Origin of the sequence: Domibacillus antri (genome assembly GCF_001936625.1) — a bacterium.
GTDB classification, from domain to species: domain Bacteria; phylum Bacillota; class Bacilli; order Bacillales; family Domibacillaceae; genus Domibacillus; species Domibacillus antri.
This window is the reverse complement of record NZ_MSDU01000006.1, coordinates 1-17,736: the sequence shown is the minus strand read 5'-3', so window position 1 is coordinate 17,736 and position 17,736 is coordinate 1. Positions and strand designations below refer to the sequence as shown.

The window sequence follows — 17,736 nt, the reverse complement described above, 5'->3', positions numbered from 1 at the left end:
GAGTGTAAATCAAAAAATATGATTTTATTAAAATTATTAATAGAAGATAAAAATATGAATTTATTTTGTTTCCCATTCTCTTTCTCAAGAAGAACGTGTAAAATATTTCTTAAATATAGGGAAGTGAAAAAAGTCTGATAGGAACAGGGTGGAGATAAAGTATGGATAAAGCATCACTTATAGGTGTTATTTTAGGCATTATTGCTGTTGGAGTCGGAATGGTAATGAAAGGAGTAGGTCTTACGGTTCTTTTGAACCCAGCCGCTTTTTTAATCATTATTTTAGGAACAGCCGCCGCCGTTACAATTGCATTTCCGGGCTCGGAATTAAAAAAGCTTCCGAAACTGTTTGGCATTTTATTTAAAGAACAAAAGTTAATGACGCCTCAGGAAGTGATCAGTTTATTTACGGCCTGGGCAGAACTTGCCCGTAAGGAAGGATTGCTTGCTCTTGAATCGAAGACGAATGAAATTGATGATGAATTTTTAAAAAATGGATTAAGCCTGGCAGTGGATGGACAGAGCGCGGATTACATTCGTGACGTGTTAAGTGAGGAAGTCGCCGCAATGGAAGACCGTCATCTTGCCGGCGCTGCCATTTTTACTCAGGCTGGAACATATGCCCCTACACTCGGAGTACTTGGAGCTGTTATCGGATTGATTGCTGCTCTCAACAATATGAGTGACACAGCGGTACTCGGTAAGGCGATTTCTGCTGCATTCGTTGCGACATTACTCGGGATTTTTACAGGATATGTGCTATGGCATCCGTTTGCCAACAAATTAAAGCGAAAATCGACGATGGAAGCAAAAGTGAAAGAGATGATGATTGAAGGCATTTTGTCGATTCTTGAAGGAGAAGCACCCCGTGTGCTGGAACAAAAGCTGGCTTCTTACTTGCCGTCGGATGAAAAGAAAAAGCTAATCGAATCATCTGGAGGAGGCCGGAGCGATGGGGAAGGCTAAAAAGCATAAAAAACATGATGAACACATGGACGAATCGTGGCTTATTCCATATTCGGACTTGTTAACTTTGCTTTTGGCGCTTTTTATCGTGCTATTTGCCATGAGTTCGATCGATGCACAAAAATTCCAGGCAATCGCTTCCGCTTTTAATAATGAACTCTCGGGGGGAACGGGTGTTTTAGAGTTTCCAAGTCCTGTTGAAGAAAACACCATGACTGAAACAGACAAGCAAGATGGCCTTAAAGCGGCCGACCGGGAAGAACTGGAAGAAATGCAAAAAAAGATGAATACTTATATTAATGAAAACAATCTGCAGGACAAAGTGGAAACAGCGTTAAATGGAGAAGGCCTTCTGCTTCGAATTCGGGATAACGTCCTGTATAATTCAGGTTCGGCAGAAATTCAGCCGGAACAAATTGAAAATGCGCGGGAAATTTCCGAATTGCTTGTCATGGATATTCCGAGAAGTATTATTATAAGCGGTCATACGGATAATGTGCCGATCAAAAATGCACAATTTAGTTCAAACTGGGAATTAAGTGCCATGCGTGCGGTTAATTTTATGAAAGAGATATTAAAAAATAATCAACTGGACCCGCGCCTTTTTAGCGCGAAAGGCTATGGTGAATATCAGCCGATTGCCACTAATGATACCGCAGCCGGACGAACACAAAACAGGCGCGTTGAAATTTTGGTTTTGCCACAGGGAGAAACAGGCCAATCGACAAGCTCTTCTACACAATGACGGGACATTCCCGTCATTTTTTTTGTTTAAAGAAAGCGATGATGGGTAAACCTTACACTGTAAACAAAAAGGTAACGTTGAAAGGGGAAAATAACATTGAGCAAAAAAATTGCTGTCTTGATTACAGATATGTTTGAAGATGTCGAATACATGGAGCCTGCGAAAGCGTATGAAGAAGCAGGACATGAACTCATAACGATTGAAAAAGAGGCGGGCAAAACCGTTACCGGGAAACAAGGGAATGCGAAAGTAAACATTGATAAAAGTATTGATGATGTGAATGTTTCACAATTTGATGCACTTCTTTTGCCGGGCGGGTTTTCTCCGGATCTGCTTCGCGGAGATGACCGTTTTGTCAAGTTCACAAAAGAATTTATGGATGCCAAAAAGCCGGTGTTTGCGATTTGCCACGGTCCGCAGTTGCTGATAACTGCCAAAGCACTCGAAGGCCGTGATGCAACAGGCTATAAATCCATTCAAACAGATATGGAATATGCCGGGGCAAATGTACATGACCAAGAAGTAGTGGTATGCCAGAATCAGCTAATCACGAGCCGTGAGCCGGATGACATTCCGGCGTTTAACCGTGAGTCACTTAAATTGCTCTCGAATTCAGCATAAAAGTCCGCCTAGTGCGGGCTTTTTTTGCGGAAAAATCATCCCCCTTTTTTATAGTTAAAACGGTATAATAGGTTTTATGAACCATTAAATTATACTTATTTAATAAAGAAGGAGTGACAGCTATGAAAAGTTTGCGGGCAAAGCTTCTAATTAATTTTGGCCTCTTAATTATTTTGGCCTTAATGATGTCAGCGGTGAACTTTGTGTCAGTCAATATGCTGAATAACAATACAGAAGAAATGGTCTCGGAAACGCTGCCGCGGTTAATTAATGATGAAAAATTGGCCATCTATACAGCCGAGCAAATTTCACTTGCACGGGCGTATATTTTATATGAGGACGATCAATATGTAACGGATTTTAATCGTCTCGTTGAAGAGAGCAATGCGATTGAGGAACGGATTTTATCGGTAAATACAAGTGAACAAACAGCGCTGATTATCGCTGATCGAAATGACTGGGAATCCCAAATTGTCAATGATGTATTTCCTTTAGTTAAGGCGGGACAGAAAGAGGAAGCGATGGGACATCTTCGGAACACTGCAGAGCCGAAATCAAAAGAGTTACTGCAGTCCTTTACGGAGCTTGCAGAAGAACGGGAAAGTGAAATTGCAGCAGAAGGTGCCAGTGTCATCTCATTTGGCCAGCGTGCGATGTCAATTGGGCTTATTTTAGGTCTTGTGTCCTTTGCGGGGGGTCTTTTGCTCGCGCTTGGTTCAGCTCGTGCAATCACACGGCCGATTGTCGATGTTTCCAATCGAATGAAAGAAATGGCGCACGGCTACATTCAGGAAGTGCCGCTTAACGTGAAGTCAAAGGATGAAATTGGTCAGCTTGTCATGGCGATGAACGATATGAACAATCATGTTCGTGCCATGCTTTTGGATGTGAAAAATGTGGCGGTAAAAGTAGAAGATGAAAGTGCTACACTGCATCAGCATTCAGAACGCGTTCAAAATGAAAGTGCGCAAATTGCCGCATCGATGCAGGAAATGTCAGCTGGTGCAGAAGAACAGGCAAGTTCTGCTTCATTATTGACTGAAATGTTTGGGAAATTTGTCGAAGATATCTCCGTTGCGGCAATGAGCGGGGAGGAGGTTCGTCAAGGTGCAGAGGAAATGGTTTCGTTAACAGACGAAGGTGAGTCTGAAATGAAGCAGTCTGTGGAGCAGATGAATACGATTTACAACAATATGACCGAAGCACTGGATAAAGTAAAAGGGCTCGACGACCGCATGAAAGATATTACCGAGCTTGTCAGCATTATTCGGCAAGTGGCTGAACAAACAAATTTACTTGCATTAAATGCAGCCATTGAAGCCGCACGTGCAGGTGAACATGGGCGCGGCTTTGCGATCGTTGCAGATGAAGTACGGAAGCTGGCCGAGCAGGTTGCAAAGTCGATCACAGGAATCAACGAAATCATCGCCAATGTTCAGCAAGAATCAACCGAAGCCGTCACGACGCTCGAAGAAGGATACGAACTGGTCGCTGAAGGAAGCCGCCAAATAACGGGTACCGGTGCCAAATTTAGTGAAATGAAGCAGCGGATTACACAAGTCAGTACGAATATCTCCTCTATTTCGGATTCACTTTATGTCATAATGGATCATACGATGAAAGTGAACCAGTCCATTTCAAATATAGCGGCTGTATCGGAAGAAGCGGCTGCAGGGGTGGAAGAGGCAGCGGCCAGTGCGCAGGAAACAAACCGGTCAATGGAAATCATTTCGGACATTGCCGCGCGCCTTGACGGTCATTCAAATGAGCTGGCCCATCACATTGAAAAATTCCATTTTGAAACGAATCAACATGCGGCTGAAAGCAGTAAAGAAATAGATAACGAAGAGCGGGAAGAAGAAAGAAAAGAAAAATTGGAATAAAGGAAAGGGGATGTCTCAAAAAATCATTGAGACATCCCCTGCTTCATTTCTATAGACGGATTTTCTGATTTTGTGGCGATTTTCTTCCTCTTTTAGCCGGATTTACAGTGAATCCAGCTATCAGCAAAATAAGGACCACCAAGCCATTCTTTTTACTTGCGTAAATTACCAAGTTCTTCGGCAATCGCCTGCATTTCATTTGGACTGAATGAGTTTTTACGGGCAACGAGCTCATAAATTTCCTTCAAGTCTTCATAAGAGGAATTGCTGAAGTGTTCAGAGCTGATGGCACCTGTATTGACCATGCGCAGTTTCGTTGTAATTTGGTCGATCATGTATTGAATGTTTTCGGCTGATTTTACACTTAAATCCACTGTTAAGCCACCTTTTCATTTTTTCTCATCATTCCATTTTTTAAAAGTGTTGTCAATATAATAAAAAGCCGCCGGAATGATCCGGCGGCTGAGAGCTTATGCTGTGCGCTTTTCTTCTTGAATCTTTTTCAATATATGGCGCGTTTCGGCAATAACGACGCCGGAAAGGCCGAGAAGACCGATTAAGTTTGGAAGGGCCATTAAACCGTTCATAATGTCGGAAAACGTCCAGACGAGCTCAAGGCTTGTCACAGCACCGACAAACACGGCAAGAACAAACACAATCCGGTAATATTTCACGATTTTTTTGCTGAACAGGTACGAGAAGCATTTTTCTCCGTAATAAGACCAGCCGATAATTGTGGAAGAAGCAAAGAATAATAGACCAATCGCCACAACATATGAACCTGAGGAACCGAGGAATGCGCTGAATGACGCTGTCGTCAGTTCGCTCCCGGTAAGGCCGGTATTATATTGGCCGGCAAGAACGATCGTCAGTCCTGTAATGGAACAGATAATGATCGTGTCTATAAATACTTGTGTCATTGATACCAGTGCCTGACGGGCCGGCATGTCCGTTTTGGCTGCAGCTGCCGCAATTGGAGCAGAACCGAGACCGGCTTCATTTGAGAATACACCGCGTGCAACACCATACCGAATCACAGCACCGAGCGCGCCCCCGGCCACCGCTTCTCCTGTAAAGGCATCGGTAAAAATAAGAGCAATAGCTGCAGGAACTTCCGCCGCATTGATGAATAAAACAATTAAGCCGGCGGTAACATAAAATAAAGCCATGATCGGAACGAAGAAGGCTGTCACACGCCCGATGCTTTTAATACCGCCAAGCAGAACGAGAGCGGTAAAAATGGTCAGAACCAAACCCGTAATCCATGTCGGGACGTTGAACGTGGAGTTCACCACACCTGCCACAGAGTTTGCCTGTACAAGGTTCCCTATGCCAAATGCGGCAATGGCGCCGAATAATGCAAACAAGACGCCCAGCCATTTCTGGTTAAGTCCTCGTTCCAGGTAATACATCGGCCCGCCGGACATTTCACCGTCTTCGTCTTGAACGCGGTATTTTACAGCAAGGACCGCTTCTGCATATTTTGTTGCCATTCCGAAAAAGGCACTGATCCACATCCAAAACAAGGCGCCGGGTCCTCCCATTAAAACCGCTGTGGCCACACCGACGATATTTCCGGTTCCGACTGTGGCCGCGAGCGCGGTCATTAATGCCTGAAAGTGGGAAATATCACCTTCTGATGTTTTGTCCTGGTTTTTACTGAAGGCAAGCTTTAACGAATATGGAAGAAGCCGCACCTGAAGAAAACCGATCCGCAATGTAAGATAAATGCCAGTACCAACAATAAGAACTAGAAGCGGCGGCCCCCATATAAAGGAGCTGATTTTGCCCAGTATTTCTAAAAGTCTTTCTTGATCCATAAAATCCCCTCCTTATTATTTTCTAATTATAAGAGACCATTCGGAAAAATCCAGACATTATTTCATTAAAATTTAATGAAGGCTCCATTGTGTTTCATTTTTTTACAAAAGGGGAAAAGCATCAACATTGAAAAGGAAAATAGGCTGTTTCAGCCGAATATATGTTGTATAGAGATAAAGAAAGGATGAACATTCAATGGGAAAATCAAAATTTTTTGTCAGCATGATTGCGGGCGCTGCGGCAGGAGGAGCACTTGCTCTTCTTGACAAAAGCACCCGTTCTGAAATGTCTTCATGGGCGCGGTATTTACTTGCGCTTGCAAAAGATCCGGAACAGCTGACAGCCTCCTCAAGGGAGTTAATTGACCGCGCGACAGCAACAGCGCGTCAAATTAATGAGGACGTCTCTTTCATAAAGGATAAGGTAGATCATTTGAAAGATTTGACGCCTCAAGTGAAAGATCTTGTCGATGAGACAAAAACAACGTTCGTACCGAAAGGACAAAATCCGGCGGCTTCTGCAGACAGCGCCAAGTCGCCGTCATAATATCGGAGGGAAGCACCTTTGGCTGAACTTACAGATAAAAAAACAGAGCTTCGTATTTTCTCTAAACATTTAATCCGGCGGGTGAAAGCGTCTGATGTGCCAGGTGTAGGAGCGCAAATGGCGTACTTCTTTTTGCTCGCGCTGTTTCCGCTTATGATCTTTATGGTCACGCTCCTCGGTTACTTGCCGATCGACCCGGATCAAGTGTTTATTGTCATTAAAGATTTTGCGCCGGCGGATACGTTAAGCATGGTGCAGGATATTTTACAGGAAGTAACGTCCAATCAAAACGGAGGACTGCTTTCTGTCGGCTTTCTCGGGACAATCTGGTCCGCTTCAAATGCCATGAATGCCGTTATGAAAGGTCTGAACTACGCCTACGATGTAAAAGAGACACGTCCTTTTTACCATGCGCGCGGATTGTCCATTTTGCTGACATTTGCGTTCATTTTCATGATTGCCGTGATGCTGATTTTGCAAGTATTTGGCCGGCAGATTGGTGAATTTGCGTTTGAATTTTTGGGAATGGGCGAGCAGTTTGTGATCGTATGGACATGGGTCCGGTTTCTGCTGCCGCCGGTTGTATTATTCCTCGTTTTTGTGGGCCTTTACTATTTGGCGCCAAATTTAAAAGTGAAATATGTGACGGTTCTTCCGGGCGCCATTTTTGCTTCACTTGGTTGGATTATTGTATCGCTTGGCTTTTCATTTTATGTCAACAATTTTGGGAATTACTCTGCGACATATGGAAGCATCGGAGGGGTGATCGTCTTAATGATCTGGCTTTATTTATCCGCCATCATCATTCTTGTCGGCGGTGAAATTAATGCACTCCGCAATGACCAAAAAAGGGGCATGGCCTAACAAAACCCGCTCGAATCTATTCGAGCGGGTTTTGTTATACTCTTTTTAAAAGGCGCAATCCATTTAAAATAACGAGAATGGTACTGCCCTCATGGCCAAGGACGCCAAATGGCAAATCGAGAACCTGGAAAAAGTTTGAGATAATCAATAAAACGATAACCAAAATGGAGAAAATAATATTTTGTTTGACAATACGCTGCATTTTACGTGACAGCTTGATCGCTTCCGCAATTTTCGGCAAGTCATTTTTCATTAAGACAATATCCGCTGTTTCCAATGCCACATCAGAGCCTTCACCCATTGCAATGCCGACAGAGGCTGTTGCCAGCGCAGGTGCATCATTGATTCCATCCCCCACCATGGCAACCGTGCCGTATTTATCAAGCAGTGCTTTTACATGATCCACTTTATGCTCGGGCAAGCATTCCGCAATGTAAGAGCCAAGTGCTGTCTCGGAGGCGATGGCTTTCGCTGTTTTTTCACTGTCGCCGGTCAGCATAATCGTAAAAATGCCTTCTTCCTGCAGCGTTTTCAGCGCCTGCTTCGTTTCATCCCGAATGATATCTTTCAGGGCAATAACAGCAGCAATTCCATCATTGTCTGCGACAAAAATGGTCGTTTTTCCTTCTTCTGAAAATTGTTGTGCAGCTCCATTGGCAAAATCGGCTGCTGCTTCTTTTCCGACAAAATCGGCTTTTCCTATTTTCCATTCTTTTTTATTAATGATTCCTTTTACACCCCAGCCGGCGATATCTTCCAGATGGTCAGGAGGAGAAAATGGAATCTGTGCCTGTTGTACGTACCGAACAACCGCATGGGCAAGCGGATGGTTGGAACGGCTTTCGATCGAAGCCGCCGCTGTTAAAAGAGAGTCCTGATTTAGCCCTTCTCGAATCACAATATCCGTTACTTCCGGTTTTCCGCGTGTTAACGTGCCGGTTTTATCAAATGCGATCGCTTTTACATGACTTAAATTTTCAAGGTGGGCGCCGCCCTTAAATAAAATTCCGCTCCGGGCGCCATTTGAAATAGCAGACAAGCTGGCTGGCATGATCGAAGCAACGAGTGCACACGGTGATGCAACCACAAGAAGAACCATAGCCCGGTAAAATGTTTCTGTCCAGCTCCAGCCGAGAGCGAAGTGGGGCAGAAACATCATGACAGCGACGACGATCAGCACCGCTTTTACATACGTGCCTTCAAATTTTTCAATGAACTGCTGGGATGGTGATTTTTCGCTTTGTGCCGACTGCACGAGATCAATAATCTTTTGAAACAGCGTTTCATCCGATTTTTTGGTCACTTCAATGTAGACAGAACCGGTCATGTTTACGGTACCTGCAAATACCTCGGCACCGGATTCTTTTGAGACAGGAATGGATTCGCCGGTAATCGCTGCTTCATCAATCGTTGTTTGTCCTTTCGTAATTAAGCCATCTGCCGGTACACGTTCCCCCGGTTTCACCACAATAATGTCGCTGCGGGTCAATTCGGAAACATGTACTTTTTCTTCACTGCCATCCCGGACGAGCAGCGCCGTGTCTGGCTGAATATCCATCAACGCGGAAATTTCCCGCTGGCTTTTATTCATCGTATACGTTTCAAGTGCACCGCTCACCGCAAAAATGAAAATTAAAATCGCGCCTTCTGTCCAGTAGCCAATGGCGGCAGAACCGGCAGCTGCCAATATCATCAGCATTTCCACGTTTAATTCTTTATTTTTAATGGTTTCCTCAATACCCTCTTTCGCCTTCGCAAACCCGCCGATGACAAAAGCGGATAAATAAGCTGCGACAGACATTGTTTCGGCACTATTCTGATCCAGCAGCCAGCCGGTGAGAATCAGAACACCGCTTAATAAAGCCGCTATTAACTCCGCATGGGGTTTTACTTTATCCAGAAGATTTGTTTGAATGGATGCTTTCTCACTATAAGTTGTCATGTAAAAACCTCCTTTTCTAATTGAGAATGAAGATCAACTTCAGAAAACGCATATATCATTAATTCCTTTTAATGATAAGGTTTTTCAATTAGAATAAATTAATTTTTATTTTATAATTATTATAATTTAGAACTATCATAACATATTCAATGATAGATGCAAGCAATTTTTCTTGGCGCATTTGGTATGATTCGATACAATAGAATTTAAACGAAAAAAGAGGTGTTATAAATGGAATTTAAAATGAAAGAAGGCGGTTTTACCGCTGAATTCCCTTTTGGAAAATTGGATATTTCAGGAGATGACCAATACGGTTTCCGTCCATATCAGCTGCTTGTCTCATCTGTCGCAGTATGCAGCGGCGGCGTTTTACGCAAAATTTTTGAGAAACAGCGCATGGATATTGAAGATATTACAATCCAGACGAATGTGACGCGTAACCCTGACGCGGCAAATCGCGTGGAAAAAATTTCAGTTCATTTCATTATTAAAGGAAAAGGATTGAAAGAAGAAAAAGTAAAAAAAGCGCTTGAACTGGCACGAAAAAATTGCGCCATGGTGCAGTCGGTTACTCCCGCCATTGAAGTGGAAGAAACGTTTGAATTAAAATAATTTTTCTTCGTGTTAAAAAAGTAAATAGTGGGTACTAATAGATGGATACACTATTTATTTTGAATCATGGAGAGTGGGATTATGGGGAAAATGTTTGCCATCATGATTGCGGCAGGCGTTCCGCTCACTGTCGCCGGCACGGTATTTCATTGGCCGAGTGTCGCGATGTTCATTATTTGCAGCGTAACGGTTATCGCACTGTCGAGTTACATGGGACGCGCGACGGAAAGCCTGGCCATTGTCGCCGGCCCGCGTATTGGAGGGCTCCTTAATGCAACTTTTGGAAATGCGGTTGAGCTGATCATTTCGATTTTTGCATTAAAAGCGGGATTGATTGGTGTCGTACTCGCGTCGTTGACCGGCTCTGTCCTGGGCAACCTTCTTCTCGTAGCCGGCTTATCTTTTTTTATGGGCGGCTTGAAATTTAAGCGTCAGACGTTCAGTATTCATGATGCCCGCCACAATTCTGCTTTACTTATTTTTGCGGTCGTTGTCGCGTTTGTGATTCCGGAAATTTTTTCAATGTCAATAAATGAAACGGAAACATTGAATTTAAGCATTGGCATTTCGATTGTCATGATCGCTATATATCTTGCCGGCTTGTTTTTTAAATTGGTGACGCACCGCGGTGTATACGCCGCACTTGAAGGGAGCGAAAACGCCTCCCATGAAGAAGAAGTGCCGGAATGGGGCAAGAAAAAAGCGATTGGTATTTTGCTTGCGGCTACGGCAGCTGTCGCGTATGTCGCTGAAGGTCTTGTTCATACATTTACAGCAGTCGGTGAACAGTTTGGCTGGTCCGAACTGTTCATTGGTGTCATTATTGTCGCAATCGTCGGGAATGCAGCTGAGCATGCATCTGCTATTTTAATGGCGATGAAAAATAAAATGGACGTGGCCGTGGAAATTGCGGTTGGATCAACGCTGCAAGTCGCGATGTTTGTCGCTCCTGTCCTTGTGTTAATTTCACTTTTGTTTCCGGCACCGATGCCGCTTGTTTTTACCATCCCGGAGCTCGTTTCAATGATTACGGCTGTTTTTCTTGCTGTCAGCATTTCAAATGACGGGGAAACAAACTGGTTTGAAGGGTTGACACTTCTTGCTGCATACTTCATCATGGGAATCGGTTTTTACTTGCTGTAGCAGAAGGGAAGATGACAATTGAAGCCGATTAATGACAAAGAAACACAGGTTGTTTATTTAAAAGAGCGATTAAACATTTTTATGGAAGTTCTGGATTCGATTGATCCGGAAGAAACGGATGTGGAAGACATCGACCGTTTGATCGAAATGATTGATGACATCGAAATGAAATGTGAACAATTCCGCCATCGCGGATAACGTGGAACCCATTAAGAGCAAGCTTGCTCATGATGGGTTTTTTTGGGATTTCTAAAACGATAGTGAAACCGTTTGCGAATTTCCTCTTTAAAACGGGAAAGTACAGGCGTATAATAAAAATATTGGAATCATTTTAAATACATATATATTCCTGAGGGGGAGCTAAAGTGAATCTCGAAAAGTTTCAACAAAGCATGTACGAGTTAGTTGTCGAAACATCGACAAACCTTCCAAAAGATGTGCGCCGTGCAGTAAAAGCGGCAAAGGAACGGGAGAATGCCGGTACACGGGCAGCAATGAGTCTCGATACGATTACAACAAACATTAAGATGGCGGACGATAATATTTCACCGATCTGTCAGGATACAGGTATGCCGACGTTTAAAATTAAAACACCTGTTGGTGCGAATCAAATTCAGATTCAAAAAGCGATTTATGCAGCGATTGAACAGGCGACAAAGGATGGAAAACTGCGTCCGAATTCGGTTGATTCTCTCGACGGCTCCAACAGCGGCAACAACCTTGGCCCGGGCACGCCGGTGATTAAGTTTGAACAGTGGGAAGAAGATTATATTGACGCCCGCCTTATTTTGAAAGGCGGCGGCTGTGAAAATAAAAATATCCAATACAGCCTTCCATGTGAACTTGAAGGAATCGGAAAAGCAGGCCGTGATTTAGACGGTATCCGTAAGTGCATTATGCATTCTGTCTATCAGGCCCAGGGACAGGGATGCTCAGCGGGCTTTATCGGCGTCGGCATCGGCGGTGACCGCTCATCCGGCTATGACCTTGCTAAAGCACAGCTGTTCCGCCGCGTAGATGACGTGAATGAAAATGAAGATTTGCGCAAACTTGAAGAGTACGTAATGGAACATGCTAATGAACTTGGCATCGGGACAATGGGCTTTGGCGGTGAAACGACGCTTCTCGGCTGTAAAATTGGCGTCATGAACCGTCTGCCGGCAAGCTTCTTCGTATCTGTTGCGTATAACTGCTGGGCATACCGCCGCTTAGGTGTTTCGATCAATGCGGAAACTGGTGAAATCAGCGAATGGTATTACCAGGATGGCGATGACGTTTCATTTGATGCAGGGCAAAAAGAAGAGCAGGAAGTGAAATCGGAAAGCCGTGTTGTTACATTACAGGCTCCAATTACGGAAGAGCAGGTCCGTGACCTTAAAGTCGGAGATGTCGTGAAAATTAACGGTATGATGTACACAGGCCGCGATGCAATTCATAAATATTTAAGCACGAACGATTCTCCAGTGGATTTGAACGGCCAGGTGATTTATCATTGCGGTCCGGTTATGCTGAAAGATGAGGAAGGACAATGGCATGTCAAGGCAGCCGGTCCGACAACATCGATTCGCGAAGAACCTTATCAGGGTGACATTATGAAACGATTCGGCATCCGCGCGGTCATCGGCAAAGGCGGAATGGGACCGAAAACGTTAAAAGCACTTGAAGAACACGGCGGCGTTTATTTGAACGCAATCGGCGGTGCGGCGCAATATTATGCGGACTGCATTAAAGGTGTTGAAGGTGTAGACTTCATGAATTTCGGTATTCCGGAAGCGATGTGGCATCTTCGCGTGGAAGGATTCACAGCAGTTGTGACAATGGATTCACATGGAAACAGCCTTCATCAAGAAGTCGATAAATCATCACTTGAGAAATTGGCGAAATTTAAAGAACCTGTCTTTGCTTAATATTAAAGCTCCGGCTGCGTGCCGGGGCTTTTTCTGATTTGCGGACATAAGCAGACTGTGAATAAACTGTCCTTTTGTGATAACTTTCCACGCATTGGCCGTCTTTATTCAGTGCATGATATTGAAAAAAAGGCGGTGAAGTCGTGCGGCAAATTATTTTCTTTTTTATGTTTCTGTTTATGCTTCCGGTTATTGTTGTATCTTCGGAAGCCATTCATTGGGGATTTCAAAAAGGAAGTGACGGCAGGCAGGCAGAGGCTGGAAAAAAATTAGATGACATGCTCGCGAAATACGATTCGTTTTACAAAGCAAGCCCGGATGAAAAAGTCATCTATCTCACGTTCGATAACGGATATGAAAACGGTCATACGAAGACGATATTGGACACGCTAAAAAAAGAAAAAGTACCCGCTGCTTTCTTTGTGACAGGTCATTACATTGAAAGTGCCTCGGATTTAATTAAGCTGATGGTGAAAGAAGGACATATCATCGGCAATCACTCGTGGCATCATTATGATTTAACGTCGGTGCCCAATAGTACCGTCATTGAAGAGATGAAGCTTGTCGAAAAAGAAGTAGCGCGTCTGACGTCACAAAAAAAGACAAAATATGTCCGGCCGCCGCGGGGTATTTTTTCTGAAAATGTATTGAAAACAGCCCAAAAAGCAGGCTATACACATGTCATGTGGTCGGTTGCCTATGTGGACTGGTATGCGGATCAGCCGAAAGGGAAAAAGTATGCTTATGATGAAATTATGAAGCAAATTCATCCGGGTGCGGTCATCATGCTGCACAGCGTGTCAAAAGATAATGCGGAAGCACTTCCTGATGTGATTCGTGACTTAAAAAAACAAGGATATAAATTCCAATCGCTTGATCAACTTGCCGGTAAACAATAACCGGCTTTTTTCCTGTTCTTTTGATTGAGGTTCTACTGTGATACAGTTATGAAAGAGGTGAACACACATGAAAAATGACATTGAGATGAAGGCGGGGCAGACGTTTCCGCTCACGATAAAACGGCTCGGCATTAACGGGGAAGGAGTGGGCTATTTTAAACGAAAAGCCGTTTTTGTACCTGGAGCTTTGCCCGGTGAAGAAATAACAGCAGAAGCAGTGAAAGTACAGCCGAAATTCACTGAAGCACGCGTCAAAAAAATCCGTAAAAAATCCCCGCACCGCGTTTCAGCACCGTGTCCCATCTATGAGCAGTGCGGCGGCTGCCAGCTTCAGCATCTTGATTACAGCGCGCAGCTGGACGAAAAGCGTGCCATTCTTGTTCAGGCGCTGGAACGGTACACGTCTTTTAATACGGCTAACCTGGATATAAAAGAAACAATCGGCATGGACAATCCGTGGAATTACCGAAATAAAGCGCAGTTTCAAACGGGCATCCGTGATGGAAAAATCATTGCAGGCCTGTACGTTCCAAATTCAAACCGTCTTGTCAATATCGAGGAATGTATCGTGCAGCGCCCGGTCATTAACGAGATAATTGAAGTGGTGAGACAGCTGTTGAAGGATTTGGCGATTCCTGTCTACAGTGCCAAGAAGAAAAGCGGCGTAAAAACGATCGTTGTTCGTGCAGGCTTCGAAACAGGTGAAGTGCAGGCAGTTGTTGTGACGGGCTCCAATGATTTTCCGAAAGCGTCGTTGTTTGCGGATGAATTGATGAAGCGTAAACCGGCTGTGAAATCCGTCGTTCATAATATTAATCCTGGAAAAACACATCTTGTTTTCGGTGATGAAACAAAGCGGATCGCCGGGAATGAGTCGATTGCCGAGAAGTTAGGTGATTTTGAATATGATTTATCTGCCCGTGCATTTTTTCAGCTTAACCCTGTGCAGACCGTCAAGCTGTATGATGAGGTAAAAAGAGCAGCAAACGTGCAGCCGGGAGATAAAGTGGCCGATGCGTATTGCGGATCAGGCACCATCGGGCTTTGGATCGGAAGTGAGGCTTCAGAAGTGCGCGGGATGGATACCGTGGCTGAATCGATTGCCGATGCACGTGCCAATGCGAAAAAGTACGGTGTCAAAGCAGCATATGAAACAGGTCCTGCTGAAAAATGGCTGCCAAAATGGAAACAGCAGGGCTGGGTGCCGGACGTATTAGTAACAGACCCGCCGCGTACCGGTCTTGACCGCAAACTCATTCAAACGATTAAAGAAGTGAAGCCGAAAACGTTGATTTACGTTTCATGCAACCCGTCCACACTTGCAAAAGATCTTGCCGAACTCGCCAGTGTGTATAAAATTGAACACATTCAGCCGGTTGATATGTTCCCGCAGACAGCACATGTGGAGTGCGTGGTCAAGCTATATTTGAAGTGTAACTAACCAATAATCTCGACCTAAACCATAATAAACATTTCCGATTTCGCCTTTGAGTGAGAAAAAAGATTTCGTAAAAAGCGTGAGAAAATCAGGGCAACCCCTTACGGGGTTTGCCTTTTGGATTTTTGTGGCTTCGGAAAACTTTATTCAAATTCGAGAAAAAGCGTGAAAAAAAGCGGGGAATAAGAATGGGTAAACGTGTAAAATAAGGGGGGGAAAGGGTGAAAAGCGGGTGGTTTCGGAAAACTTTATTCTAACTGCGAACGAAGGAATGCGGGTTTGAGCAGGGGAAAATCGGAAGTTTATTTTTTATCTGAACATAGTAGGGAGAAAAAGAGAAAAAAGCGTATTTTATTAAAGAAATGGGGAAATTTCTAAAGAGTTGTATTGCGATGGGGAGTTAGGGATAGAGAAGGGAAACAAAAGTTGCTTGCGGAAGCTGGTAATAATAATTTAATAAAGGTTGATTAGTACAAAACAGAGAGGGAGGAGACAAATGGACAATAAAATAGACTTAATCAAAAAACAATATACTGATTTTTGGGAATGGGTAGGAACAAGAAAATCCTCAATTACATGCAGTGAAAAACTAATTGATGAGATGGTAGATGAGTCAAAGCTGAAATTTGAAGAAAATGGAGAAGAAATATTAGATATCTATGTTTATAAATATGAAGAAGGACTCCTTCCATTTGTAACAATTGAATTTTTAACACGACCAAAGCAAAAAGAATCTTAGAGGAACAGCAAGAAGAGTTTAATAAAGAGCTTTCAAAGCAGTTGCAAATCCAACAAGATTATATTCAGCATATTCTTAGGGGACGAGACCAGGTGTTGGTCCAGGTACTGAGGGAAACCTTGGAGACACAGAAACTTGTAACTAACAAATAAAAACCCTACAAATCAAAATAAACTTTTTCCACATCTGATTAACAGTTGGAATAAAGTTTGTCCAAAAAAATTGTGAGAAAAAAGCCTGCTAAGGCTGACATATCAACAATTGTGAAAAAAGCGTGAGAGAAAAACTCTTTTTTAACTCGATAAAAAACGTGAAAAAAAGAGTGGAAAAAGCCCGAAAAAGCGTAAGTTTTTGAAGTGAAAATGAGCAAAATGCGTGAGAAAAGGAAAGTTTATTTTTTAACTGCACATAGTAGGAAGAAAAAAAGAGAAATGGGATAAATTCCTGTTTCTCTTTTTTCTTAGGGAAAAGGGGTAAGGAAAAACCGCAATCGGATTCCTATACCTTTTAAATATGGTGAAATTGTTTTAACAAGAAGAGAGGATGTGTAAATAAAACAGTGAATGATATTAAGGAATTTGATGATGACGATTTTGAAGATGGAGTTTATGCTATTCCTGGTTCTATAAAGGTGAAAGTTCTTGCATTAAAGCGTTAATAATTGTAAGGAATCTATAAAAATCGCAAACGAAGCAATGAGTGAAGCAATAAAGCTTTTAGAAACGATACATAACGTTTAGCTTGTTCTTGTAATTATGTATTGAATAAAGGGTTAAAAGTAAGGGGGAACCATCCATGAATTTTTAATCCTTTTATTCGGGAAATGTGAAGAAAAACTTTTGAAAAAGAACATCAATCATTAAACAGAATACTTGTTTTAGGTAATTGAATAGTGATAAATTCCGATATCACTATCTATAAAACCTCTTCATTGGCCCCCTTTTAATATGTAAACATCTTGTTACGACCTACAGGATTATCTGTATGAAGATAGATTTTGTCTGTTCTCAATCCGTTTTTACAAATGTATTTCACTAAATTGTAGCCAGTCGGGAGTAACTCACCGTTTTTATTTCCCCCCTAAATCGTAGTCAAGGGATAAGATGTGGATGTGATACTTATTAAAGTAGTATAATGCATCCCCAACATTTCTTGCTATTTTAAAGCCCGTTGGACAATCTCTTAAATCATCAACATAAAGGTTATTTTTTCTTGTTTCATTATGAGTTCTCCTTATTCAAGAATACTTTTTCATATCAATGTGAAAATAAAAGAAATAATTGTTTCATAAATAAAAGAATAAGAAAGGTAGACCGTCCTACGCCCATTAGGATAACGGTCTACATTTTTGGTTGTACTAAATGAATGGAGCCGAGACACCCTCAAAAGAAGCATTCAGCAACCGAGTTATAGATGTTAGCGCATCTATAACTCGATTATAGTATATCATATTTTTTCAAAAAAATTCCATTAAGATTAATGACTGATTACCTAACCATCAAAACGTTTTATACTAAGCAAAAAGCTATATTTTAAACATATATATTGTAACAGTTTGTAATTTTGGTAAATTATTTTTTACATAAATTATATCACGCGTGTTGATTAACC

18 protein-coding genes are annotated in these 17,736 nt (G+C 42.7%); 13 read left to right on the top strand and 5 right to left on the bottom strand.

Going from position 1 to position 17,736, the window contains the following annotated elements:
- Positions 1 to 161 precede the first annotated feature (161 nt).
- The 4 genes from motA (at position 162) to BTO30_RS03280 (ending at position 4,214) form a co-directional block, all read left to right on the top strand.
- On the top strand, positions 162 to 965 hold the full coding sequence (gene motA / locus BTO30_RS03295) for a flagellar motor stator protein MotA (RefSeq protein WP_075397295.1): 804 nt from the start codon (positions 162 to 164) through the stop codon (positions 963 to 965).
- The gene (gene motB, locus BTO30_RS03290; protein ID WP_075397294.1) at positions 952 to 1,710 is read left to right on the top strand and encodes a flagellar motor protein MotB; all 759 of its coding nucleotides are present in this window, start codon (positions 952 to 954) and stop codon (positions 1,708 to 1,710) included. Before motA ends, motB begins: the two co-directional genes overlap by 14 nt.
- Positions 1,711 to 1,806: 96 nt before the next feature.
- The gene (locus BTO30_RS03285; protein ID WP_075397293.1) at positions 1,807 to 2,331 is read left to right on the top strand and encodes a type 1 glutamine amidotransferase domain-containing protein; all 525 of its coding nucleotides are present in this window, start codon (positions 1,807 to 1,809) and stop codon (positions 2,329 to 2,331) included.
- Between the two features lie 122 nt (positions 2,332 to 2,453).
- Positions 2,454 to 4,214 (top strand): methyl-accepting chemotaxis protein, encoded by a 1,761-nt coding sequence (locus BTO30_RS03280; protein ID WP_075397292.1) that lies wholly within the window; start codon positions 2,454 to 2,456, stop codon positions 4,212 to 4,214.
- 152 nt (positions 4,215 to 4,366) lie between these two features.
- Here the strand turns inward: BTO30_RS03280 and BTO30_RS03275 are convergent, their stop codons facing one another.
- Both BTO30_RS03275 and BTO30_RS03270 read right to left on the bottom strand, forming a co-directional pair.
- Positions 4,367 to 4,588: a DUF1128 domain-containing protein gene (locus tag BTO30_RS03275; protein WP_075397291.1), complete on the bottom strand. Its 222-nt coding sequence runs from the start codon at positions 4,586 to 4,588 to the stop codon at positions 4,367 to 4,369.
- Positions 4,589 to 4,684: 96 nt separating this feature from the next.
- Positions 4,685 to 6,034, bottom strand: a complete 1,350-nt coding sequence (locus BTO30_RS03270) for an alanine/glycine:cation symporter family protein (RefSeq protein ID WP_075397290.1) — start codon at positions 6,032 to 6,034, stop codon at positions 4,685 to 4,687.
- Between the two features lie 196 nt (positions 6,035 to 6,230).
- On the opposite strand from BTO30_RS03270, the gene BTO30_RS03265 reads away from it, so the two are divergent.
- Positions 6,231 to 6,581 (top strand): hypothetical protein, encoded by a 351-nt coding sequence (locus BTO30_RS03265; RefSeq protein WP_075397289.1) that lies wholly within the window; start codon positions 6,231 to 6,233, stop codon positions 6,579 to 6,581.
- A gap of 18 nt (positions 6,582 to 6,599) precedes the next feature.
- Positions 6,600 to 7,445, top strand: a complete 846-nt coding sequence (locus BTO30_RS03260) for a YihY/virulence factor BrkB family protein (RefSeq protein WP_083632271.1) — start codon at positions 6,600 to 6,602, stop codon at positions 7,443 to 7,445.
- A 34-nt stretch (positions 7,446 to 7,479) separates the two neighbouring features.
- Here the strand turns inward: BTO30_RS03260 and BTO30_RS03255 are convergent, their stop codons facing one another.
- Positions 7,480 to 9,387, bottom strand: a complete 1,908-nt coding sequence (locus tag BTO30_RS03255; RefSeq protein ID WP_075397288.1) for a heavy metal translocating P-type ATPase — start codon at positions 9,385 to 9,387, stop codon at positions 7,480 to 7,482.
- A 231-nt stretch (positions 9,388 to 9,618) separates the two neighbouring features.
- Here BTO30_RS03255 and BTO30_RS03250 point away from each other — a divergent pair, with 231 nt between their 5' ends.
- From BTO30_RS03250 to BTO30_RS03220, 7 genes are all read left to right on the top strand, one after another.
- Positions 9,619 to 9,999: an OsmC family protein gene (locus BTO30_RS03250; RefSeq protein WP_075397287.1), complete on the top strand. Its 381-nt coding sequence runs from the start codon at positions 9,619 to 9,621 to the stop codon at positions 9,997 to 9,999.
- Between the two features lie 81 nt (positions 10,000 to 10,080).
- Positions 10,081 to 11,142, top strand: coding sequence for a calcium/proton exchanger (gene cax / locus BTO30_RS03245; RefSeq protein WP_075397286.1), 1,062 nt, complete (start codon positions 10,081 to 10,083; stop codon positions 11,140 to 11,142).
- An 18-nt stretch (positions 11,143 to 11,160) separates the two neighbouring features.
- Positions 11,161 to 11,340 (top strand): SE1561 family protein, encoded by a 180-nt coding sequence (locus tag BTO30_RS03240; RefSeq protein WP_075397285.1) that lies wholly within the window; start codon positions 11,161 to 11,163, stop codon positions 11,338 to 11,340.
- Positions 11,341 to 11,507: 167 nt separating this feature from the next.
- Positions 11,508 to 13,049 carry a fumarate hydratase gene (locus tag BTO30_RS03235; protein ID WP_075397284.1) on the top strand — a complete coding sequence of 514 codons (1,542 nt, stop codon included), beginning with the start codon at positions 11,508 to 11,510 and terminating at the stop codon, positions 13,047 to 13,049.
- A 167-nt stretch (positions 13,050 to 13,216) separates the two neighbouring features.
- Positions 13,217 to 13,948 (top strand): delta-lactam-biosynthetic de-N-acetylase, encoded by a 732-nt coding sequence (gene pdaA, locus BTO30_RS03230; RefSeq protein WP_075397367.1) that lies wholly within the window; start codon positions 13,217 to 13,219, stop codon positions 13,946 to 13,948.
- A gap of 67 nt (positions 13,949 to 14,015) precedes the next feature.
- Positions 14,016 to 15,389 carry a 23S rRNA (uracil(1939)-C(5))-methyltransferase RlmD gene (gene rlmD, locus BTO30_RS03225; protein ID WP_075397283.1) on the top strand — a complete coding sequence of 458 codons (1,374 nt, stop codon included), beginning with the start codon at positions 14,016 to 14,018 and terminating at the stop codon, positions 15,387 to 15,389.
- A 493-nt stretch (positions 15,390 to 15,882) separates the two neighbouring features.
- Positions 15,883 to 16,125, top strand: a complete 243-nt coding sequence (locus BTO30_RS03220) for a hypothetical protein (protein ID WP_075397282.1) — start codon at positions 15,883 to 15,885, stop codon at positions 16,123 to 16,125.
- Between the two features lie 942 nt (positions 16,126 to 17,067).
- Here the strand turns inward: BTO30_RS03220 and BTO30_RS17910 are convergent.
- Positions 17,068 to 17,160 carry a hypothetical protein gene (locus tag BTO30_RS17910; protein ID WP_342743375.1) on the bottom strand — a complete coding sequence of 31 codons (93 nt, stop codon included), beginning with the start codon at positions 17,158 to 17,160 and terminating at the stop codon, positions 17,068 to 17,070.
- 34 nt (positions 17,161 to 17,194) lie between these two features.
- Positions 17,195 to 17,362 carry a cyclic-phosphate processing receiver domain-containing protein gene (locus BTO30_RS17905; protein WP_342743376.1) on the bottom strand — a complete coding sequence of 56 codons (168 nt, stop codon included), beginning with the start codon at positions 17,360 to 17,362 and terminating at the stop codon, positions 17,195 to 17,197.
- Positions 17,363 to 17,736: the final 374 nt, after the last annotated feature.